This is a genomic window from Gordonia caeni, assembly GCF_039537105.1.
In the GTDB taxonomy this organism is placed as follows: Bacteria; Actinomycetota; Actinomycetes; order Mycobacteriales; family Mycobacteriaceae; genus Gordonia; species Gordonia caeni.
This window is the reverse complement of the sequence record NZ_BAAAZW010000001.1, coordinates 118,338-138,462: the sequence shown is the minus strand read 5'-3', so window position 1 is coordinate 138,462 and position 20,125 is coordinate 118,338. Positions and strand designations below refer to the sequence as shown.

The following is a 20,125-nucleotide window of genomic DNA, read 5'->3' as shown; positions in this document are numbered from 1 at the left end:
TTCCGTGAACCGGGCTCTCAGCGACGGCTGAGGGCCCGGTTCACTGCTGTGCGCATGGAGCCCTCCCAGAGGTCGCCGTGCCCGGGCAGCAGCAGGTGCGCGTCCGTGGCGGCCAGCGCCTCCAGGGATTCGGCGTTGCGCTCGGGGTCGTGGGTGAAGATCGGTCCCAGGCATTGCGGGCCGTGCTGCGAGGTGATCGCGTGCCCGCTGATCAGCGCATCCCCGGACACCAGTCCTTCGCCCTCGGCGACCAGATAGGCGCAGTGCCCGCGGGTGTGACCCGGGGTGGGGACGGCGACGGGGCTGCCGGGCAGTGCCGACAGATCGCCCAGCGGGGAGGTGTCGTCCAAACCGGCCCGGCTCAGGGCGCCCAGCGGAATGATCTGACTCAGCCAGCGCATCACGCGCGGCTGCCAGGCGATCGGCGCCAGGCTCACCGCGTTCGCCTGCTCCAGATATTCGCGCTTGGCGTGCGCCACTTCGTCGGGGTGGGCGTAGACGTCGAAGGTGTACTCCTCGCGCAGCCGGATCAGACCGCCGAGATGATCGACGTGCGCGTGGGTGAGCAGCGCCGCCCGGATCTCCTCGGGTGCGCTGCCGACCCGGCGCAGGGATTCGAGCACCGCACCGGCGTGGCCGGGGTAGCCGCCGTCGATCAGCGTGACACCGCCTTCGCCCTGCGCGATCACCCAGTTCACGGTGGACGTGGAGACCAGGTGGGTGGTGGTGTGGTCTCCGGTCAGCGTGTCGATGCGCATGTCCACCGCGGTACCTCCAGGTCTGTGCCGGTTAGTTGCGGACCACCAGGACGAAGGGGCCCACCTCGGTCACCGTATACGCCGGATCGTCGAAGACGGCGGGGTCGAAGGTGACCGTGTACCGCTTGATGTTCGGGTCGTTGGGGTAGACGTCCTGGGCCAGCCGCAGCGTGTAGCCGTCGGCGCCGTACCGGAACACGAAGACGTTCGGCGTCCGCCACGGGCTGGCCGCCATCGCGGCCTTGAGTTCCGCCGGATCGGTGGCCTGCGACCAGCGCTCGATGGTGGCCGCGCGGGCGTCGAACTCGGCCAGCGGATTGGCGTAATGCGAGGTGAGTCCCTGGAAACCCCAGTACGGGTACACCGACAGAAAGCTGTAGTCGGCGGTCAGCACCACGTTCTCGGTGGCGCCCCGGCCGGTCTGCTCGCCGATCAGACGGTGCAGTTCGGCGTAGTACGACTCCGAGCCGGCCGGCCGGTGGTCGGCGCGCTCGCCGTATCCGTCGGTGTCGGTGTAGGCGATGGTGATCTCCTGCGACAGCGTCGCCGGCAGCTGCTGGGCCACGCCCAGGGCGCCCACCGCGGCCAGCACCCCGATCAGGGTGCGCACGTCGCCGAAGTGCGCGACCGCGGTGCGGGACAGTTCGACGACGGCGAAAACACCTGCGGCGGCGAGGATCCCGGCGGTGACGGCCTCCAGCCGGAACGACAGCAGAGTGCTGCCGATCGCGGTGCGGCCCAGCGACGCCGCAGTCAGCACCAGGACGCCGACCAGCGCGGTGACGAGCGCGAAGGCGATGGTCCGGCGCCGCATCCGCAGCACCGCCCAGATCAGTCCGGCCAGGGTCAGCAGCCCGATCAGGGTGAACTCGAGCATCGGCAGCGGCAGGATGGCGCCGCGCTCGGGCAGATAGTGCTCGGCGGCGCCGGAGACGGTCACCGAGGAGCCGGCCCGCTCGATCAGGTACCGCGCCCAGAACACCAGGGCGACGGCGACGGCGACGGCGCCCATCACCGCCAGCCGGACGATCACCCCCAGCATCCGGGACCGGCGCCGGGCCTTCAGCACGTCGTCGTCGACGGCGCTGTTGCGCACCATCATCCGGGCCTGGACCAGATAGACCAGCGCGATCAGGATCGCGGTCCCGGCGAACAGGGCGGTGTAGAGCGTGTAGACGGTGGCCGAGACGCCGAGGAAGACTCCGCCGGCGACCACCGCGAGCCAGCCGGTCTCGCGCACCGGTGCCGGTCCGTCGGCCAGACGCCCGGCCCCGCGCAGCGCGTGGGCGATCACCACCAGCATCGGCACGCCGACCAGGATGAGCACCGCCGCATACGGTTCCGGCGACGCGAAATGCAGGGTCACCGCCGTCACCGCCAGGCCCACCGCGGTCCCGGCGCCGACGCCGACCATCCGGTTCCAGAGCACCACGCCCAGCGCGGCGGCGGCCGCCAGCGACACGATGGCCCACGGCCTGTAGGCCTCCCAGCCCGGGAGGCCGAGCGCGTCGGCGTACCGCCCGCCGAACCAGAACCACGTCGCCGGGTAGTACGGCGGCAGGTCGATGTAGGTCATGTCCGCCAGCCGCGGGCTGCTGGTCAAGCGCGTCAGATACTCGGTGCGGAACTGCTGATCGGCGGTGAGGCCGTGCAGATACAGCTTGGTCGCGCCCAGCGGCATGCCGAGGCTCACCGTCACCAGACCCGCCGAGGCGACCGCCCCGAGCCACGAGGTCGCCAGACGCCACGACGGCCGGTACCGGGCGGTCACCGCCGCGACCACGGCCACCAGGACGAAGACCGCCTGGCCCAGCGTGGTCAGCGCGCGGGTGACGTTGGAGGTGTTGTAGGCCGGCCAGGCCACCGCCTCGATCACGCGCAGCCCGGCCATCGCGACCGCGGTGCCCAGCACCACGGCGCCCAGGAGTTCGATCAGATCGCGCCCGCGGCGGCGCAGCGGCGAGCCGAGTCCGGATCCGGCGGCGGTCAGCACGTCAGACGGGGAGCTTGCGGAAGATCGGGCGCGGGACGTGGCGCAGCACCATCATGATGAACCGGAACGGACCCGGCACCCAGATGACCTCCTTGCCCTTGCCCACGGCGGCCACCACGCGCTGGGCCACATCCTCCTTGTTCACCGTCAGCGGGGCCTCGGCGACGTGCGCCGACAGCCGGGTGCGGACCTGACCGGGGCGCACCACCAGAACGCGCACGCCGTCCGGGCGCACCGCGTCGCCGAGGCCGAGGTAGAAGCCGTCCAGGCCGGCCTTGGTGGAGCCGTAGACGAAGTTGGAGCGGCGCACCCGCTCGCCGGCCACCGAGCTCATCGCGACGATCTGGCCGTGTCCCTGGGCGCGCATCCGCTCGCCCAGCAGGACGCCGACGCTGACTGCGGCGGTGTAGTTGATGTCGGCCTCGAGGACGGCGAGCTTCTGGTCCTGCCAGGCCTGCTCATCGTCGCCCTGGATGCCGAAAGCCACGATGGCCACGTCGATGTCGCCGCCGGCGAAGGCCCGGTCGATCACGGCCGGATGCGAGGCGGTGTCGAGGGCGTCGAAGTCGCTCTGCTCCACCGAGGTGGCTCCGGCGGCCTCCATCTGGGCCACGGCGGCGGCCGCGGCCGGATCGTTCGGGACGGTGGCGAGCACCACGCGCATGGGGCCGCGGGACAGGAACTCCGCGGTGATGGCCAGGCCGATCTCGGAGCTGCCGCCGAGGACGAGGATGGATTTCGGGACGCCGACGGCGTTGAACATGTGGGTTCTCTTTCGGTTGGGGCTCGACCGGGGCCCGGAGCACTCGGTCGCTGCCGGGAAGAAATGTCCGTCGTAGCGGAGGTCTCAGACCAGTTCCAGGCGGCGGCCCATGTCGGACATGAAGACCTTGTCCGGGTCCACGCGGCGCCGGACCTTCAGCCACTCGTCGATCCGCGGGTACATCGCGTGGAAGGTCTCGGCGGTGGTGCGCGAATCCTTCGCGGTGTACAGGCGTCCGCCGATCTCCAGGACGCGGCGGTCCAGTTCGGAGACGAACTCGTGCAGGCCCTTCTTGATGGGGAAGTCCACGCAGATGTTCCAGCCCGGCATCGGGAAGCTCAGCGGTGCCTGGTTGCCTTCGCCGAAGAGCTTGAAGACGTTCAGGAAGCTGACGTGCCCGGAGGCCTGGATGTCGTAGATGATGCCCTTGAACTCTTCGACGGCGGCCGGCGGCACGATGAACTGGTACTGCAGGAAGCCCTTCGAGCCGTAGGCGCGATTCCAGTTCCCGAACAGATCCAGCGGATGGTAGAACTGCGTCAGGTTCTGGACTTTGCCCTGGTAGTCGCCGCCCATCCGGTAGTAGGCCTCGCCCACCATGGAGAAGTTGAACTTGTTGGCCAGCCCGTTGGGGAAGATGTCCGGGAAGTTCACCAGCGTGGGGGCGTCGAACTTCAGCGGATCCTTGGCGAGCTTGTCCGGGAGCTGGTCGAGGCGGGCCAGTGAGCCGCGCGAGAAGGTGCCGCGGCCGAGCTTCGGCGGCTTGCTGATCGCGTCGAACCAGCCGGAGCTGTAGGTGTAGCGGTCCTCGGAGCCGTCCGTGTGCAGGGCGATGGTTTCGTCCAGCGAGTGGGTCACCGAGCCGTCGGCGATGAAGTAGGCGGTCTCGGTGCGCGTCATCTTCACCTTGGCGCGCAGGATGATTCCGGTGAGGCCGATGCCGCCGATCGTCGCCCAGAAGATGGAGGCGTCCGGGTCGTCGGAGCTGCCCTCGGGGGTCAGCGTGAGGATCTCGCCGGAGGCGATCAGCAGGGACAGCTCGACGACGTGGTTGCCGAAGCTGCCGGCGCTGTGGTGGTTCTTGCCGTGGATGTCGCAGGCGATGGCGCCGCCCACGGTCACCTGGCGGGTGCCCGGCAGCACCGGAACCCACAGGCCGTGCGGCAGGGCCACTCGCATCAGGGTGTCCAGGTCGACGCCGGCGTCCACGTCGACGATCGCGGTCTCCGAGTCGATCGCGTAGATCCGGGTGAGCTTGGTCATGTCGACGGTCAGCCCGCCGGAGTTCTGCGCGTTCTCGCCGTACGAGCGGCCGAGACCGCGGGCGATGACGCCGCGCTTGAGGTACGACGGTTTGTCGGCGTCCTCGTCGGCGACCCGGCTGATCGCCTCGGCGATGACCTCGGGGTACGGGGTCGCCAGCACGTGGCCCTCGACGGGCATGGTGCGGCCCCAGCCCATCAGTCTGCGGGTCTCGATCGGGAGTACATCTGTGTTCGTCATCGGATAGCAGCGTACTCGCCGGACGCCGCCGATGACTTGGATGTGCCCGCCGCGGGCCTTCCGGACCGGACATTACGGGCTAGGTGGGGCCGCGGCCGGTCCGATACTGTCGAACCGTGGAACCGGCCGGGAAGACCCGGCTGAGGGACGCAGCGGCAGATCCGATCCGAGTCGGGGAGAAGGGGGCGGCGATGATCGTCGTGGGCTACGCAGCCGGGGCCTTCGGTCGCGTCTGCCTGGAGCAGGGGATCATCGAAGCCCGGCTGCGGGACACCGAACTGCTGGTGATCAGCGCCGTCTCCGAGGTGCGCGGACACCGGATCGCCGACGCCGACGAGATCGCCGACGTGGAACAGCGGCTGAACGCTTCGGGCCTCAAGTTCCGGATCCAGCAGCCGATCGGCGCCACCCCGGCCGAGGAGTTGCTGTCGGCGATGGACCACCCGGACGCCGAGATGCTGGTGATCGGGATGCGCCGGCGCACCCAGGTGGGCAAGCTGCTGCTCGGCAGCACCTCGCAGTACCTGCTGGTCTCGTGTCACAAGCCCGTGCTGGTGGTGAAGCCGTCCGGAATGCACCGGTCCGCGGCGATCGCCGCCGAGGAACCGGCGGAAGCGCCGATGCAGAGCGGCGACGCCATCGAACCCTGACGGCCGCGTGCCACGAGCATCCGGTCAGCGCAGGATGCGCGCCAGGAACGGCGTGGAGTCCGGGATGGACGCCAGCACGGTGCCGGAGTGGTCTTCGCCCGGGTAGGCGTGGAACTCCACCGGTTGTCCGGCGCCGAGCATCTGCGCGTACAGCGAGCCCGCCGACACGGCCGGGACGTCGGTGTCGAGCAGACCCTGGCCCAGGAAGATCGGGCGGTCGTAGCCGGAGTACGGGGTGGCCATGTAGTCCACCAGTGCGGCCTGGACGCCGGGCACCGTGGCCAGCGGCCGGGAGAACCAGGTGTTCACGCGTTCGCCGTCGAGTTTCTCGGCGAGCGGGCCGTAGCAGAGGGTCTCAGCGAGGCGGAGCACCTGCTTCCCGCGCGCGGTGAGCGCCGACTCGGGTTTCAGGTCGGGACGGGCGTCGGCGAAGCCGGCCAGGATGTAGGCGGCGTAGGCGTTCAGCGCGCTGGGCAGGGTGATCGGCGGAAAGGCCGGGCCGGCCTGCCAGACGATGTGCTCGATGTTGGCCGGGGTGCCGGTGGCGACCACGCCGCGGTAGTCCAGACCGCTGCCGCGGGAGTAGGCGGTGGCGCGGCGGGCGGCGTTGAGTGCGGCGCCGGCGCCCTGCGACTGCCCGACGATGGCCCACCGCTTCGACAGCGGCAGGCCGGTCTGGTGTGCGGCCTTGACCGAGTCGACCACCGAGTGGGCGGCCACTTCGCCGCTGAGGTAGCTCATCAGCCCGGGGGTGCCGAGGCCGGCGTAGTCGGTGGCCACCACCGCATAGTCCTGCCTGAGCCAGTGGTTCAAGTAGGTCTCGTCCCGTTCCGACCGGGGCAGCGCCGACGGGGTGCAGTCGTCACCGAGGCCGGTGGTGCCGTGCGCCCACGCGATCACCGGGTAGCCGCCGGCCGGCGCGCTGACGCGCGGCAGGAAGATCGCGGCGGTGCTGACCGCGGGCTTTCCGTGGACGTCAGTGGTGGCGTACAGGATCCGGTAGGCCTGCCCGGCGGCCGGCAGCGACACAGACGGGTCGAGCGGCGTCTTCGCCAGCAGGGTGCCGGGGGCGCCGATCGGGCCGCGGTAGTCACGCGCGTCGAGCCCGGACCAGACCGGGGCGACCGAGTCGGGTGCGGCGTGGGCGGGGACGAGTCCGGCGGTGACGGCGAGCAGCGTCGCACAGGCGGAGGCGAGCACCGCGGTCGTCACCCGGGTCAGCAGGCGGGTCATGCCCCCAGATTAGGGGACACCTCCGGGCGCCATCGGCGAATACGTCGCCCCACCACAGGGGGCACTAGGCTGTCAGGGTGCACGACAGCGACCCGAGCCAGGACCCGACGGATCCGCGGCATCATCACGAGGACTTCACCACCCGGCATGCGCCGATGCCGATCGAACTGCCCCTCGACGACGAAGAGGCCTCGACCGACGTCGATCTGAAGACCCAGCTCGTCCGCTTCGTGCTGACCGGTGCGGGCTCGGCGGTGCTCGACTACGGCCTGACCATGCTGCTGCAGTACGGGTTCGATGCGTCGTTCGGGATCGCCAAGGCGGCCGGCTTCCTGCTGGGCACCACGGTGGCGTACCTGATCAACCGGCGCTGGACCTTCCGCGCCGAGCCGTCGGCGGCGCGCTTCGTCGCCGTCATCGCGCTGTACGCGATCACCTTCGGCGTCAACGTGGGCCTGTACAGCTGGCTCTCGCACGCCTGGCCGGTGACGGTGCTCTACTCCGCGGCCGCCTTCGTGGTGGCGCAGGGGGTGGCGACGGTGATCAACTTCGTCGTCCAGCGCGCGGTGATCTTCAAGATCCGTTAGCCTCCATCCGCCGCTTCCCTTCGCTGCCTGAGCCATTCGCGAGTTCCATTCGCTGCCTGAGCCACTTGCGAACGAAGTGAGCACGTGTGTCGAAGGCTGAGCGACGCAGCGTCTTCGACACGACCTCGCCCCAGGGGGCTCGGTCGGCTCAGACGGCGTAGGGGCGGAGCGCTCGGCTCAGACGGCGTAGGGGCGGCGCGCTCGGCTCAGGCGGCGTAGGGGCGGTGCGCTCGGCTCAGACGGCGTCGGGGCGGTGCGCTCGGCTCAGGCAGCGTAGGGGGTCAGCCGGCCTTGGCGATGATGTTCTCGCCGTACCAGTTCAGGTTCTCGATCTTCTTCGCCAGCGGTTCGGTGTCGGAGCCCATGATGTAGGGCAGCCGGAAGCCGACGATCACATCGGTGATGCCCTTGTCCTCCAGGCGCTTGACCCCGTCGACGGTATAGGCGTCCATGGAGATCACGTGGATCTCGAAAGGGTCGTTCTCCTTGCCCTCGTCCGCCCGGATCCGGGCGATCTTGCCGAGCAGCTCGTCGAGTTCCTCGGGCGGGCCGCCGCCGTGCATCCAGCCGTCCCCGCGGCGGACGGCCCGGCGCAGCGCGAGGTCGGCGTGGCCGCCGACCAGCAGCGGAACGGGCTCGGTGGGCGCGGGGGCCATCTTGATCTTGGGGATGTCGTAGAACTCGCCGTGGAACTCGAAGTAGTCGCCGGAGGTGAGGCCCCGGATGATGTCCATGCACTCGTCCATGCGCTTGCCGCGGCGGGCGAAGTCGACGCCCATGATGTCGTAGTCCTCGGGCCACGGGCTGGTGCCGACGCCCAGGCCGAGCCGGTTGCCGGTGAGGTACGCGATCGAGGCGGCCTGCTTGGCCACCAGGGCGGGCGGGCGGATCGGCAGCTTCAGTACGAACGGCAGGAAGCGCAGCGTGGTGGTGACCGCGCCGAGGGCGGCGGCCAGGATGAAGGTCTCGATGAAGTCCTTGTCTTCCAGGAACTCCCGGTTCCCGTCAGGGGTGTAGGGGTAGGTGGCGTCGGAGACTTCCGGATAGGCGATCGAGTCGGGGATCGTCATACCCGAGAAGCCCGCCGCCTCGGCGGCTTGGGCGAGGGGCGCGTAGTAGCTGGGATCGGTCATGGCCTCGGCGAAGGTGAAACGCATGCCACCCACACTAGAACACGTTCTAGTGCGATGGCGGCCGAAAGCCGGGACGGTTCAGCGGCGGACGGTGATGGTGGAGCAGCCGGGCGTCACGATACGGCCCGTCAGCCTGGTCATTCCCGTGGTGATCGGGCCGTCGATGGTCACCGGAACCATCTCGTAGGTACCCGGCCGATCGATCCAGCGGGTAGGGGTGAAGACCACGTCGTCGCCGAGCCGGAGGCCGAGCATCTCGAACGATCCGCGCTCGGTGCCCGGGTTGCCGGGGGTGGGGCCGAACTCGAAAGTGGCCCGGACCTGGTTGTCGGTGAGCCCGCTCCGGATGGTGAAGACCACCGAGCTCTCGCCCTGACGGCACTGGTAGGTGCCCGACCACCTCCCCTCGATCGCCGACAGCGGCGCCGCGGGGGTACCGGACGACGACGATGCCGAGGTTGACGAGGTCGACGACGACGCGGTGGTGCTCACCTGGCTGCTGGTGGAGCCGCCGGCGATCCCGGCCGGTTCGCCGGAATCACCCGAGCGCACCAGCCAGAAGACGCCGGCCACGATCACGGCCACGACCAGCAGTGCGGCGGCGACGGCGCCGGCCACCAGGGCGGTCCGCCGCGAGGAGGACGGCGGTGTCGCCGGCGGCGGTCCGTAGGCGTACCCGCCGAAGTTCGGGCCCGGTGGCGGGCCCGGCGGTGGGCCCTGGGAAGGACCGGGCGGCACCGGGACGAGTGGCTGCGGCGGCGCGGCCGGGTGGTCGTAGTGCCCCGGCGGCAGCACCTGGGTGCCGGGCCGCGGCACCGGCGGCGGCCCGGACGGCACCGGTCCGGGCACCGGCGCCGCGCGCAGCGCCTGGGCGAAGGCCGTGCTCGACGCGAAGCGGTCGCGCGGATCCTTGGCGGTCGCCCGGGCGATCGCCGCGTCGACCTGCGGGGGCAGCCCCGGCAGCAGGACCGACGGCACCGGCGGCGGCTCGGACAGGTGAGCCTGCATCAGCGTCGCCGGGGATCCCTCGCCGAACGGCGGCCGGCCGGTGAGCAGATGATAGGCGGTGCACGCGAGCGAGTACTGATCGGAGCGGTCGTTCACCTGGGCGGCGCCCAGACTCTCCGGCGCCAGGTACGACAGCGTGCCCACGGCCATGCCGGTCGCGGTCAGCTGTGTCTGATCCGGTCCGGTGGCCACCCCGAAGTCGGCCAGCTTGATCACCGGTGGACCGCCCTGGACCTGCCGGACAAGGATGTTCGCCGGCTTCACGTCCCGGTGGGCCAGCCGGTTGGTGCTCCACGCGTAGTCGAGCGCGGCGGCGATGCCGGTGACGATCTCGGCGACCGCGGTCAGGGGCAGCCGTCCCTGCTGCTGAAGCAGGGACGCGGCGTCCGGGCCGTCGATGTACTCCATGGTGAGCCACAGGCGGCCGTCGGTCTCCCCGCGGTCGTGCACGCGCACGATGTTCGGGTGATCCAGCTGCGCCAGCACGTCGGCCTCGCGCGCGAACCGCGCCCGGTAGACGGGATCGCTGCTCAGGGTCGGAGCGACAAGCTTGAGGGCCTCCTGGCGCGGCAGCCGCGGATGCGCGACCAGGTAGACGGTGCCCATGCCGCCGTCGCCCAGCTTGGCCAGGACGCGGTAGCCCGCGATCATCTCGTTCATCGTGCCTCCGCGCTAATGGCCGGGGCCGCCGAACTGTTCGCGGCGGCCCATCCGCCGCAGGCGAAGCCATTCGCGGAACCCGGCGCCGTCGCGCTGCTGGACCAGGAAGTACCAGGCGAAACGCGCGTACTCCTGGGGGAGGAGCTTGCGCATACCGGGCTGGCTCATCAGGTAGCCGCGGTTGCGGTAGGTGAAGAAGCGCTTGGTCTCGTTGTCCGGGTATTGCGTGTGCATCCGGCCGCCGAGGATCGGCCGGAACTCGTCGCTGCCGTCCGGATGCAGGTAGGCCGCGGTCAGGCAGGTCCCGAACGGGATGCCCGAGCGCGCCAGCCGGCGATGCATCTCCACCTCGTCGCCGCGGACGAAGAGCCGCAGGTCGGGGACGCCGATCCGGTCGACGGTGGCGGCGGCGAACAGGGCGCCGTTCATCAGGGAGGCGATGCCCGGCAGCAGGTCGTCGGACTGGGCCTCGCCGTCGGCGAACAGCTCGGAGCGGCGGCGCCGCCACACCAGGCCGCGGCGCAGGGGGAAGGCGAGCGCGTCCGGGTCGTCGATGTTGACCACCATCGGCGAGACCTGGCCGAGGTCATGACGCGCGGCGCAGCGCAGCAGCGTCGACAGCACGGCGGGGCCTTCGGGCCGGCCGTCGTCGTCGGCGCACCAGATCCAGTCGGCGCCCAGTGCGAGCGCGTGCAGCATGCCCAGGGCGAAGCCGCCGGCGCCACCCAGGTTGTGCTGCGACGGCAGGTAGGTGGTCGGCAGGTCCTGCGCGCCCACCAGGCTCTCGACCTCGGGTTCGGCGGCATTGTCCACCACGATCAGGTGATCGAGCGGACGATCCTGCACCGACAGCACCCGCAGCGATTCGGCCAGCAGTTCCCGGCGGCGGTGCGTCACCACCACGCCGATCACGCGGTCGCCTGCCGGTGCGCTCATGCCCGGCCGCCCGGGCGCTTGTCGTCGTGCTCGGCGAGGACCTTGCGGACCTGCGCGGCCGCCTCCTCGCCCTGGTAGGCGTGGACCACTTCTTCGATGCCGCCGTCCTTGCGGATCTGACCGTGATCGATCCACAGCGCACGGTCGCACAGCTGGGCGAGGAACTCGTTGGAGTGGCTGGCGAAGACCAGGATCCCCGAACGCTCGACCAGCGCCTGCAGGCGGGCGCGGGCTTTCTTCATGAATTCGGCGTCGACCGCGCCGATCCCCTCGTCGAGGATCAGGATCTCCGGATCGATGCTGGTCACCACTCCGAGGGCGAGGCGCACGCGCATACCGGTGGAGTAGGTCCGCAGCGGCATCTCCAGGTAGTCGCCGAGCTCGGAGAACTCGGCGATCTCGGCGGTCTTGGCTTCCATCGCCTTGCGGGTCATGCCCAGGAACATGCCGCGGATGATGATGTTCTCGTAGCCGGAGATCTCCGGGTCCATGCCGACGCCGAGGTCGAAGACCGGGGCGACGCGGCCCTGGACGCGGCAGGAGCCACGGGTGGGCTCGTAGATTCCGGACAGCAGGCGCAGCAGCGTCGACTTGCCGGCGCCGTTGTGGCCGACCAGACCCACCCGCGCGCCGTGCTCCAGGTGCAGGTTGATGTCGCGCAGGGCTTCGACCACCACCGTGCGGGAGTCGTTGGCGCCGATCACGCCGCCGGCGGCGCCGATCACGGCCTTCTTCAGCGAGCGGGTCTTGGCGTCGAAGATGGGGAAGTCCACACAGGCATCCCAGGTGTCGACTCGGACGTCGGTCTTAGCCACTGGTCAGCTCCTAAACCCAGTACGCCACGCGGGCGCGGTAGTTGCGCATCACCATCAGTGCGGCGGCCCAGCCGAGCGCGGTGCAGGCCAGGACCACCCACCAGTGGTATGCGGCGACGTTCTCGCCCATCAGCGGCCCGCGGGTGATCTCGAGGTAGTGGTACATCGGATTGAGCTCCACCAGCCGCAGGCGGCTCGAGACGTCGCCCGAGGCGTTCTGCAGGCTCTGCGCCGACCAGATGATCGGAGTCATGAAGAACACCAGCTGCACCATGGTCGTCAGCAGCTGACCGATGTCGCGGAAGCGGGTGGACATGATGCCGAAGACGATGGTCACCCAGATGGAGTTGAGGACGAACAGCGCGATCGCAGGGAAGACCAACAGCGCCGACCAGCCGATGGGCTGGGGGAAGACCACCATGATGATCAGGTAGATCACCACGTTGTGGGAGAAGATGATCAGCTGCCGCCACACCACCCGGTAGACATGGATGCTGATCGGGGCCGGCAACTGCTTGATCAGGCCCTCGTTGGTGGAGAACACCACGGCGCCGTCGAGGATCGAGTTGGAGATGAAGTACCAGAAGATCAGGCCGAGGGTGACGTACGGCAGGAAGAAGTTGAGGTCCATCCCGAACAGCTGGCCGTAGAGCAGGCCCATCGCGACGGCGGTGACGCCGGTGGCCAGGGTGATCCACAGCGGTCCCAGCACCGAGCGCTTGTAGCGCTGCTTGATGTCGGTCCAGCCGAGATGAAGCCACAGCTCGGAGTCGACCAGGCCGTCGGTCAGGTCCTTGAACGCGCGCTTGAAGGTCCGGGAGTTCGACACGGGCGGGGCAGGGGGGACTGCACCCGCCGGGGTTTCCACTGACACAACGTCTGAGGATACAGACGCGCCCGCTACAGGTACTGACCCGTGCTGGGGCCGTCCAGCCCGGGACCGTCCGGACCCAGGCCGTCGCCGGACGGCAGCGCGCCGTTGCGCATCTGTTCCAGCTGGGCACGGGCGGACATCTGCTGAGCGAACAGCGCGGTCTGGATGCCGTGGAAGACGCCTTCGAGCCATCCGACCAGCTGGGCGTGCGCGATCCGCAACTCGGCGTCGCTGGGCACCCCGTCGTCGGAGAACGGCAGCGCCAGCCGGGTCAGTTCCTCACGCAGCTCCGGGGCCAGTCCCTCGGACAGTTCCCGGATGGAGGTGCGGTGGATGTCGGCCAGACGCTGGCGGGAGGCGTCGTCGAGCGGGGCCGACCGCACCTCGTCGAGCAGTTGCTTGATCATGCTGCCGATCCGCATCACCTTGGCGGGCTGCTCCACCAAGGCCATCACGGCCGCGGGGCCGCTCGTGTCGTCCGCATCGTCCGGGGCGTCCGCGTCGGGGGTGGCGCCCTGCTCGGGCATCGGTGTGCCCGGTCCCGGGCCGGGGACGATGATCGAGGGTTCCTCACCAGGGCCGGAGGAGAGCGTCAGCGGGTGCAGAGGGCCGGTACTGCCGAAGATCTCCGGGTGCATGGGGTTCATTCTGCCCGCTGCATGTCTATCGTGAGTCCCATGCCGTTCGACGTCGCCTCGGTGCGGGGGCTCTTTCCCACACTCGGGGACGGCTGGATCCACTTCGACGCTCAGGCCGGTCAGCAGATCCCGGATGCGGTGGCCAGCGCCATGAACACCGGGGTGCGGGTGCTGCCGGTGGATCCGCGCGGGGTGTACCCGCAGGCGGTCGCCGCCGCCGACACCGAACAGACCGCGCGGCGGGCGGTCGCCGACCTGCTCGACGCCGATCCGGCGGGTGTGGTGTTCGGCTCCTCGCGCAGTGCTCTGGTCTCGGCGCTGGTCGATGCGCTGCCCGCCGAGAACTGGGGCGGCGAGGTGCTCTGCTCGCGGCTGGACGACGAGGAGAACATCGTCGGGTGGTTGCGCGGCGCCCGCCGCCACGGTGCCCGGGTGCGCTGGGCCGAACTCGACGTCTCCGACGGCACGCTCCCGGAGGGGCAGTACGCCGACCTGGTGAACCGGCGCACCCGGATCATCACGGTCACCCTGGCCTCTTCGGTCACCGGTGCCATCGTCGACGTCGGGCAGATCGCCAACTTCGCGCGGTCGTCCGGCGCACTGCTGGTGGTGGACGCCAGCTCGGCCGCACCGTACGTTCGGATGTCGGCGGCCGAGCTCGGCGCGGACGTGGTCATGGTGAGTCCGGCGCGCTGGGGCGGGCCCCGGATGGGCGCGATGGTCTTCGCCGATCCCGCCCGCATCGACGCGCTGCATCGGGTGTCGATGGATCCGGGAACCACCGGGCCCGCGCGACTGGAGCCCGAGTCGCTGGCCGGACCCCAGCTGACCGGCCTGGTGGCTTCGGTGGAGCACTTGGCGAGCCTGGACGGCAACGCCACCGGCAAACGCCGGCAGCGGCTGACCACCTCCCTCGACGGCACCTACGAGTACGTGCAGCGACTGACCCGCTATCTGGTGGACTCGCTGACCCAGCTGGGCCGCGTGCAGGTGATCGGTGCCGATGCGCATCGGGTGCCGGCCGTCAGCTTCGTCGTCGACGGCGTGGCGGCCGAGAAGGTCTGCCGGCGCCTGTCCGACAACGGAATCAGCGCGCTGGCCGATCTGCCCAGCCGGGCGCTGGCACGAATCGGTGCCTCTGACGTGGGCGGCGCGGTGACCGTCGGGCTGGGACCGTACGCGCTGCCGTACGAGATCGACCAGCTCACCCGGGTCCTCGGTTCCTTCGGCTGACCGATCACCGCCGGGTCGCTCGTTCAGGGGACAGACCTGCGATTCTGTATTCTGGCACGAAGCGCACATCACAGTCTGGTGGGCGTTGGTCTGTGCCATGGGGAGGAAAGTTGGCAGAGGTGGGGAACTTCGGTGCGCCCGACGGGGCGCTGTCACCACAGCAGAAGAAGCAATGGTACGCACTGCTCGGATCCGCGTCGGAGCTGTGGCACGCGATCCAGGTCCGGACCGCGGCGGCATCGCCGCTGACTTACGCGGAGTGGCGGCTGCTGGAAGTGATGTCGGTGGCGCCGAGCCTGCGGATCTCGGATCTGTCCGAGCTCACGCGCATCGGTATGAGCACGGTGTCCCGCCAGGTCAGCAAGCTGATCGAGGCCGGCTGGGCCGAGGTGGTGGACGGCGCTTCCGGTGATGCGCGACAGAAGTGGGTCGCCATCACCGACGCCGGCCGCGCGGCGCTGCAACCGGTGACGAACGCCCGGGACGCGGCGGTCCGCGATCTGGTGCTCGGAATTCTCACCGAGGACGAGTTCTCGCAGGTGGTCGACATGTTCCGTCGAATCGGTGAGAGTGCCGCGCACCCGCGGGTCGCCGGCGACGCCGTCTGAGCTGCCCGCCCAGGCTCCCGAAGGATCAGACCTCCAGCAGGATCTTTCCGACGGCCGAACCGTCGGTGAGGTGATCGAGGGCGGCCCCGGCGTCGGCGAGCGGGAACACCGAATCGATCACCGGGTGCACCGCACCGTCGGCGATCAGCGGCCACGTCCCCTCCAGGGTGGAGGCCACCACCTCGGCCTTGGAGCCCGGACCGTGCGCGGGTCGTGAACGCAGCGTGGTGCCCATGACGGTGGCGCGCTTGGTGAGCAGGCGGCCCAGATCGATCTCGGCCTTGCGTCCACCGAGCATGCCGATCACCACCAGCCGGCCGCCGGCCGCCAGGACGTCCAGGTTGCGCTGCAGGTACTTGGCGCCCACCACGTCCAGAATCACGTCCGCGCCGCCGTGCGGGGCCAGGGCGGACACGAAGTCTTCGTAGCTGTAGTCGATCAGCAGCTCGGCGCCGAGCTCGGCGCAGCGGGCCAGCTTCTCCGGATTGCGGGCGGTGACGGCCACGCGGGCGCCGAAGGCGCTGGCGACCTGGATGGCATGGGTGCCGATACCGCTGGAGCCGCCGTGGATCAGCAGCAGCTCGCCGGGTTCCAGGTGGGCGGTGCTGAACAGGTTCGACATCACCGTGCAGGCCACTTCCGGGAGCGCGGCCGCGTCGCGGACACTCACTCCCGCGGGAACCGGCAGCAACTGCGCGGCCGGCACAGCCACCTTCTCGGCGTAGCCCCCGCCGGACAGCAGGGCGCAGACCGGGTCGCCGACGGCCCACCCGGCCACCTGCGAGCCGAGCGATTCGACGTGACCGGAGACCTCCAGGCCGAGGATCTCCGAGGCGCCGGCCGGCGGCGGGTAGTGGCCGGTGCGCTGGAGGACGTCGGCGCGGTTCACGCCGGCGGCGACCACCTTGATGACCACCTCGTCCGGCGCCGGATCGGGGTCGGGGACCGAGGTCAGCTGGAGGTGCTCACTTCCGGTGATCGCGTACATGGCCCCGAGTCTTCCAGTGCTTGCGGTGGCCGTCGACCCCGCGGTCCCGGCCGGCGGTGTTCAGGGCGCGATCCCGGCGAGCTTCTCCGGATTGCGGAGGCTGTAGACCCCGGACACCGCACCCTCGGTCACCTCGACGCAGGTGATGGTGTCGACCACCCCGTCGAACGACACCACCACCGCGGGCAGGCCGTTGTACTGCGCGAACCGCACGCCCATCGCGCCGAGGCCGGCGCCCACGCGCAGCAGTCCGACCACCAGCCGCGCCACCTTGTCCGCGCCGTGGACGGGGCGCCGCGCCGCGCTGCGGACGCCGCCGCCGTCGCCGAGGAAGACCACGTCCGGCGCGAGCAGATCCATCAGCGACTGCACGTCCCCGGTCGCCGCGGCCGCCAGGAAGCGTTCGGCGACGGCCCGGGCCTCCGCCGGTTCGGCGAGGGCCGCGGTGCGCCGGGCCCGGACGTGGTTGCGCGCCCGGTGGGCGATCTGGCGGACCGCCGCCGGCTTCTTGCCGACGGCGTCGGCGATCTCCGGGTAGCCGAAGTCGAAGACCTCGCGCAGCACGAAGACCGCCCGCTCGGTCGGGGTGAGCGTCTCGAGCACCAGCAGCATCGCGGTGGAGACGGCTTCCCCGGTCAGCACGTGGGCGCCGGGCTCGTCACCGGTGTCGGTCTGCAACGGCTCGGGCAGCCACGGCCCGACGTACTCCTCGCGCCGGCGGGCCGCGGTGCGCAGAGCGTTGAGCGCCTGCCGGGTCACCAGTTGCGCCAGATAGGCCCGCGGGTGGGCGACGTCGTCCAGGTCGACCCGGGCGAACCGCAGGTAGCTGTCCTGGAGCACGTCCTCGGTGTCGGCGACCGAGCCGAGGATCTCGTAGGCGATGGAGAACAGCAGCGGGCGGTACTCCGCGAAGGTCCCGGCGGCGGTCTCGGCGTCCGGCGGGGTCATCGGGGCGCCGGCAGCCAGGCGTAGCGGCCCGTGCCGGCGACGGTCTTCGCCATCCGGCAGACGACCTCCTTGACGGCGGCACCGGCGCGGCCCCCGAACCAGACGCGGATCGGGGTGTCGTCCCGCCGGGCGGACTGGATCACCGCGCGCCGCCGCCCGATCGACACGTTCTGGCCGGTGTACCCCATCGAGTACGGCCGCGGCGGCTTGCCGGTGAGCTCGCGTGCCAGATTCGCCGCGGCATGGGCGCCCTGCGGCAGCGCGGTCTGGCAGCTCAGCCGCTGTCCGGGCACGGCGGCGCCGTCGCCGGCGGCGAAGATCCGCGGATCGCTGAGGCTGTGCAGATACTCGTCCACCTGCACGCGGCCGTCCTCGGTCACGGCCAGTCCGCTGCGCGCGGCGAGTTCGGAGACGTCGGTGGCGACGGCCCACAGCACCAGGTCGGCGTCACCGGGCCCGGCGTAGCGGCCGCGTTCACAGGTGACGCCGAGGCGATCGAGTTCGCGCTGCACGCGTCGTCGTGCGGACGGGTACAGGGAGGCGGCCACCTCACCGTCGCTGATCATCGCGACGGACACGTCGGGCCGGGTCTCGGCGATCTCCGCGGCCGTCTCGATGCCGGTCAAACCGCCGCCGACCACGGTGACCCGGGCGCCGTCGCCCAGTCCGGCCAGCACCTGCTGGGCCTTGCCGGCCTGCTCGGGGTCGCCCACCGCGAAGGTGCCCTCCGGCGCGCGGGGCGCTCCGCCGGCGGCGTAGATCAGGCGGTCGAAGGGCACCGTGGCGCCGCCGCTCAGAGACAGTTCACCGTCGCCGATCCGGTCGACGGCGCCGATCACCACCCGGATGCGCGGATTCAGCAGGTCGGTGAGGGGCGTGGCCGCGTCGCCGGTCCCGGCGACCCGCTGGTGCAGGCGTACCCGTTCGACGAAGTCCGGGCGGGCGTTGACCAGGGTGATCGAGACGTCGTCCCGATCGGTTCTGCGGGCGAGCCGGTTGGCGGCCATGCACCCGGCGTAGCCCCCTCCGACGACGACGATCTGCGTGCTGCCCATGACGGTTCCTCCTCGTGGATTCCAGTGTTCCGCATCTGTAGACACCGGGCGAGGAGGATCTGTGACAGGGGAGCGGCGGGCGCTCACCAGACCATCGGAGCGAGCAGGGTGGCGGCGAACTCGCGGAGCTCGGCTTCGTCCGCGATGTCCAAGGTGTCCGACGGCGCACTGGTCAGGGAGACGAACATCCGCACCTGAACCTCAGCGGCCAGCCGCAGCTGGCGATCGGGCATGCTGGCGCCGGCGGCGCGCAGCGTCGCGGCGATACCGCGGCTGAACTCGTTCACCATCTCGGCCAGTTGCGGCGGGCCCACGCCGGTCAGGAGGTCGACGGTCTCCGGACTCTCGCCGAAGATGCGGGTGAGCAGCTCGTCCTCGCGGAAGATGGTCATCGCGAGAGCGAATCCTTCGACGACGGTGGCTCGCGGGTCGAGTCCGGCCAGCTTCTCGCCGACCTCGCGCACCAGGGTGCGCCGCATGTCGACGATGACCGATGAGAGCAGGTCTTCCTTGCTGGGAAACCGCCGATAGAGGGTGCTCCGGCTGACCCCGGCGTTCTCGGCGATCCGCTCGATGCTGGCGTGCCGGACCCCGGATCGCCGGAACTCGTCGGCGGCCGCGTCGATGATCCGCGTCTCTTGCTCCCGCTGCGTCTTCGCCCGGCGGGGCGTCGCGGGTGACGTCTTCGGCGGCACCTCGCTCCTCCGATCTGTTCCGGCACGCACTGGAACACAAACTGAACCATATCGTCATCCATAGTTTCACAATGGATTTCGCGTGGGTTGTGGGGACGGTATGACGACGAGATCGGATACCGCCATCAACCTGCTTATATACACGCAGTGTGACAGGCGACACATCGATGTGCCAGACTGTGGTCTGCCCATTGCTGACACGAATAGGCCAACAGAGTCTCAAGTGTTCTTCAGTGGGCGTGTCTGGCGGAACGAAAGGGGACCCCGTGGCGGTGGCGCAGAGCGTGCAGGGCTTCGGCCGCACCGTGCGCCTGGGTGTCCGCACCCCGGTCATCGCCGCCGGCGACCTGATCAGCGGCCGGTTCCCCATCCGCGAGGCCATCGTCCAGATGTGGTTCCTGCTGAGCATCACGGTTCTGCCCGCGCTCCTCATGGCCATCCCCTTCGGGGTCATCGTCGCCGTCCAGATCGGCGGTTTGACCAGCAACCTGGGCGCCAGTTCGATGGCCGGCGCCGTCGGCGGCATGGGAGTGATCCAACAGGGGGCGCCGATGGCCGCGGCCCTGCTGCTCGGCGGCGCCGGCGCCTCGGCGATCACCGCCGACCTCGGTGCGCGCACCGTGCGCGAGGAGATCGACGCGATGCGCACGCTCGGGATCGACCCGACCCGCCGGCTCGTCGCGCCGCGCATGGTGGCGATGGTCGTGGTCGCCCCCGTGCTGTCGATCCTCATCATCGTCATCGCCGTGTGCGCCAGCTTCATCGTCGCCGTGCTGGGCCAGGGCGTGGTGGCCGGTTCGTACTGGCAGTCGTTCGGCACCTACGCCTCGACCACCGACCTGTGGATCTGCCTGCTCAAGTCGATGATCTTCGGATTCGTGGTGGTGGTGATCGCCAGCCGGCGCGGGCTGGAGGCGGCGGGCGGCGCCCGCGGGGTCGCCGACGCGGTCAACGCCGCGGTGGTTCTCGGGATCGTCGCCTCGATGGTGCTCAACGTGATCATCACGCAGATCACCGCCCTGTTCATCCCGGTGCAGGTGATCTGAG

Annotated in this window: 20 protein-coding genes; 5 read left to right on the top strand and 15 right to left on the bottom strand. The window is 70.3% G+C overall.

Annotation, left to right across the window (positions count from 1 at the left end):
- Window positions 1-17 precede the first annotated feature (17 nt).
- The 4 genes from ABD732_RS00720 to dprE1 form a co-directional block, all read right to left on the bottom strand.
- On the bottom strand, window positions 18-758 hold the full coding sequence (locus tag ABD732_RS00720; protein WP_344779564.1) for an MBL fold metallo-hydrolase: 741 nt from the start codon (window positions 756-758) through the stop codon (window positions 18-20).
- A gap of 31 nt (window positions 759-789) precedes the next feature.
- A complete protein-coding gene (locus ABD732_RS00715) occupies window positions 790-2,751 on the bottom strand; it encodes an arabinofuranosyltransferase (RefSeq protein WP_344779562.1) in 1,962 nt (653 codons plus the stop codon).
- A gap of 1 nt (window position 2,752) precedes the next feature.
- Window positions 2,753-3,514 (bottom strand): decaprenylphospho-beta-D-erythro-pentofuranosid-2-ulose 2-reductase, encoded by a 762-nt coding sequence (gene dprE2, locus ABD732_RS00710; RefSeq protein ID WP_344779560.1) that lies wholly within the window; start codon window positions 3,512-3,514, stop codon window positions 2,753-2,755.
- An 84-nt stretch (window positions 3,515-3,598) separates the two neighbouring features.
- Window positions 3,599-5,017 (bottom strand): decaprenylphosphoryl-beta-D-ribose oxidase, encoded by a 1,419-nt coding sequence (gene dprE1 / locus ABD732_RS00705; protein ID WP_344779558.1) that lies wholly within the window; start codon window positions 5,015-5,017, stop codon window positions 3,599-3,601.
- 191 nt (window positions 5,018-5,208) lie between these two features.
- Between dprE1 and ABD732_RS00700 the strand changes: the two genes are divergently transcribed.
- Window positions 5,209-5,667, top strand: a complete 459-nt coding sequence (locus ABD732_RS00700; RefSeq protein ID WP_344779556.1) for a universal stress protein — start codon at window positions 5,209-5,211, stop codon at window positions 5,665-5,667.
- Between the two features lie 24 nt (window positions 5,668-5,691).
- Here the strand turns inward: ABD732_RS00700 and ABD732_RS00695 are convergent, their stop codons facing one another.
- Window positions 5,692-6,900, bottom strand: a complete 1,209-nt coding sequence (locus ABD732_RS00695; RefSeq protein WP_344779554.1) for a lipase family protein — start codon at window positions 6,898-6,900, stop codon at window positions 5,692-5,694.
- 77 nt (window positions 6,901-6,977) lie between these two features.
- Between ABD732_RS00695 and ABD732_RS00690 the strand changes: the two genes are divergently transcribed.
- Window positions 6,978-7,487, top strand: a complete 510-nt coding sequence (locus ABD732_RS00690; protein ID WP_344779552.1) for a GtrA family protein — start codon at window positions 6,978-6,980, stop codon at window positions 7,485-7,487.
- Between the two features lie 281 nt (window positions 7,488-7,768).
- On the opposite strand, the gene ABD732_RS00685 is transcribed toward ABD732_RS00690, so the two are convergent.
- The 6 genes from ABD732_RS00685 to ABD732_RS00660 are packed head-to-tail and all read right to left on the bottom strand — an operon-like array spanning window position 7,769 to window position 13,551.
- Entirely contained in the window at window positions 7,769-8,644 is an 876-nt protein-coding gene (locus ABD732_RS00685) for a TIGR03619 family F420-dependent LLM class oxidoreductase (RefSeq protein WP_344779550.1), read from the bottom strand.
- A gap of 54 nt (window positions 8,645-8,698) precedes the next feature.
- Window positions 8,699-10,288: a serine/threonine-protein kinase gene (locus tag ABD732_RS00680; protein WP_344779548.1), complete on the bottom strand. Its 1,590-nt coding sequence runs from the start codon at window positions 10,286-10,288 to the stop codon at window positions 8,699-8,701.
- A 12-nt stretch (window positions 10,289-10,300) separates the two neighbouring features.
- Window positions 10,301-11,224, bottom strand: coding sequence for a galactofuranosyltransferase GlfT1 (glfT1, locus tag ABD732_RS00675; protein WP_344779546.1), 924 nt, complete (start codon window positions 11,222-11,224; stop codon window positions 10,301-10,303).
- Window positions 11,221-12,039 carry a galactan export ABC transporter ATP-binding subunit Wzt/RfbE gene (gene wzt / locus ABD732_RS00670; RefSeq protein WP_344779544.1) on the bottom strand — a complete coding sequence of 273 codons (819 nt, stop codon included), beginning with the start codon at window positions 12,037-12,039 and terminating at the stop codon, window positions 11,221-11,223. The genes glfT1 and wzt overlap by 4 nt, the downstream gene beginning before the upstream one ends.
- 10 nt (window positions 12,040-12,049) lie before the next feature.
- The gene (gene wzm / locus ABD732_RS00665; RefSeq protein WP_344779542.1) at window positions 12,050-12,913 is read right to left on the bottom strand and encodes a galactan export ABC transporter permease subunit Wzm/RfbD; all 864 of its coding nucleotides are present in this window, start codon (window positions 12,911-12,913) and stop codon (window positions 12,050-12,052) included.
- A gap of 26 nt (window positions 12,914-12,939) precedes the next feature.
- Entirely contained in the window at window positions 12,940-13,551 is a 612-nt protein-coding gene (locus tag ABD732_RS00660; RefSeq protein WP_344779540.1) for a bacterial proteasome activator family protein, read from the bottom strand.
- A 39-nt stretch (window positions 13,552-13,590) separates the two neighbouring features.
- On the opposite strand from ABD732_RS00660, the gene ABD732_RS00655 reads away from it, so the two are divergent.
- Together ABD732_RS00655 and ABD732_RS00650 are read left to right on the top strand one after the other, a co-directional pair.
- Window positions 13,591-14,784, top strand: coding sequence for an aminotransferase class V-fold PLP-dependent enzyme (locus tag ABD732_RS00655; RefSeq protein ID WP_344779538.1), 1,194 nt, complete (start codon window positions 13,591-13,593; stop codon window positions 14,782-14,784).
- 119 nt (window positions 14,785-14,903) lie between these two features.
- The gene (locus ABD732_RS00650; RefSeq protein WP_344779536.1) at window positions 14,904-15,392 is read left to right on the top strand and encodes a MarR family winged helix-turn-helix transcriptional regulator; all 489 of its coding nucleotides are present in this window, start codon (window positions 14,904-14,906) and stop codon (window positions 15,390-15,392) included.
- A gap of 25 nt (window positions 15,393-15,417) precedes the next feature.
- Here the strand turns inward: ABD732_RS00650 and ABD732_RS00645 are convergent, their stop codons facing one another.
- The 4 genes from ABD732_RS00645 to ABD732_RS00630 form a co-directional block, all read right to left on the bottom strand.
- Window positions 15,418-16,380 (bottom strand): NAD(P)H-quinone oxidoreductase, encoded by a 963-nt coding sequence (locus tag ABD732_RS00645; protein WP_344779534.1) that lies wholly within the window; start codon window positions 16,378-16,380, stop codon window positions 15,418-15,420.
- 60 nt (window positions 16,381-16,440) lie between these two features.
- Window positions 16,441-17,328 (bottom strand): RNA polymerase sigma-70 factor, encoded by an 888-nt coding sequence (locus tag ABD732_RS00640; RefSeq protein ID WP_344779532.1) that lies wholly within the window; start codon window positions 17,326-17,328, stop codon window positions 16,441-16,443.
- Window positions 17,325-18,383 (bottom strand): NAD(P)/FAD-dependent oxidoreductase, encoded by a 1,059-nt coding sequence (locus ABD732_RS00635; protein ID WP_344779530.1) that lies wholly within the window; start codon window positions 18,381-18,383, stop codon window positions 17,325-17,327. The genes ABD732_RS00640 and ABD732_RS00635 overlap by 4 nt, the downstream gene beginning before the upstream one ends.
- 83 nt (window positions 18,384-18,466) lie before the next feature.
- Window positions 18,467-19,078: a TetR/AcrR family transcriptional regulator gene (locus tag ABD732_RS00630; protein WP_344779528.1), complete on the bottom strand. Its 612-nt coding sequence runs from the start codon at window positions 19,076-19,078 to the stop codon at window positions 18,467-18,469.
- 266 nt (window positions 19,079-19,344) lie between these two features.
- Between ABD732_RS00630 and ABD732_RS00625 the strand changes: the two genes are divergently transcribed.
- A complete protein-coding gene (locus ABD732_RS00625) occupies window positions 19,345-20,124 on the top strand; it encodes an MlaE family ABC transporter permease (protein WP_344779526.1) in 780 nt (259 codons plus the stop codon).
- The last annotated feature ends 1 nt before the right edge of the window (window position 20,125 follow it).

Bases quoted from the DNA above. Each gene is read 5' to 3' on its own strand.
- ABD732_RS00720 (WP_344779564.1), bottom strand. From the start codon at position 758: ATGCGCATCGACACGCTGACCGGAGACCACACCACCACCCACCTGGTC.
- dprE2 (WP_344779560.1), bottom strand. From the start codon at position 3,514: ATGTTCAACGCCGTCGGCGTCCCGAAATCCATCCTCGTCCTCGGCGGC.
- dprE1 (WP_344779558.1), bottom strand. From the start codon at position 5,017: ATGACGAACACAGATGTACTCCCGATCGAGACCCGCAGACTGATGGGC.
- ABD732_RS00700 (WP_344779556.1), top strand. From the start codon at position 5,209: ATGATCGTCGTGGGCTACGCAGCCGGGGCCTTCGGTCGCGTCTGCCTG.
- ABD732_RS00695 (WP_344779554.1), bottom strand. From the start codon at position 6,900: ATGACCCGCCTGCTGACCCGGGTGACGACCGCGGTGCTCGCCTCCGCC.
- ABD732_RS00685 (WP_344779550.1), bottom strand. From the start codon at position 8,644: ATGCGTTTCACCTTCGCCGAGGCCATGACCGATCCCAGCTACTACGCG.
- ABD732_RS00680 (WP_344779548.1), bottom strand. From the start codon at position 10,288: ATGAACGAGATGATCGCGGGCTACCGCGTCCTGGCCAAGCTGGGCGAC.
- glfT1 (WP_344779546.1), bottom strand. From the start codon at position 11,224: ATGAGCGCACCGGCAGGCGACCGCGTGATCGGCGTGGTGGTGACGCAC.
- ABD732_RS00660 (WP_344779540.1), bottom strand. From the start codon at position 13,551: ATGCACCCGGAGATCTTCGGCAGTACCGGCCCTCTGCACCCGCTGACG.
- ABD732_RS00655 (WP_344779538.1), top strand. From the start codon at position 13,591: ATGCCGTTCGACGTCGCCTCGGTGCGGGGGCTCTTTCCCACACTCGGG.
- ABD732_RS00645 (WP_344779534.1), bottom strand. From the start codon at position 16,380: ATGTACGCGATCACCGGAAGTGAGCACCTCCAGCTGACCTCGGTCCCC.
- ABD732_RS00640 (WP_344779532.1), bottom strand. From the start codon at position 17,328: ATGACCCCGCCGGACGCCGAGACCGCCGCCGGGACCTTCGCGGAGTAC.
- ABD732_RS00635 (WP_344779530.1), bottom strand. From the start codon at position 18,383: ATGGGCAGCACGCAGATCGTCGTCGTCGGAGGGGGCTACGCCGGGTGC.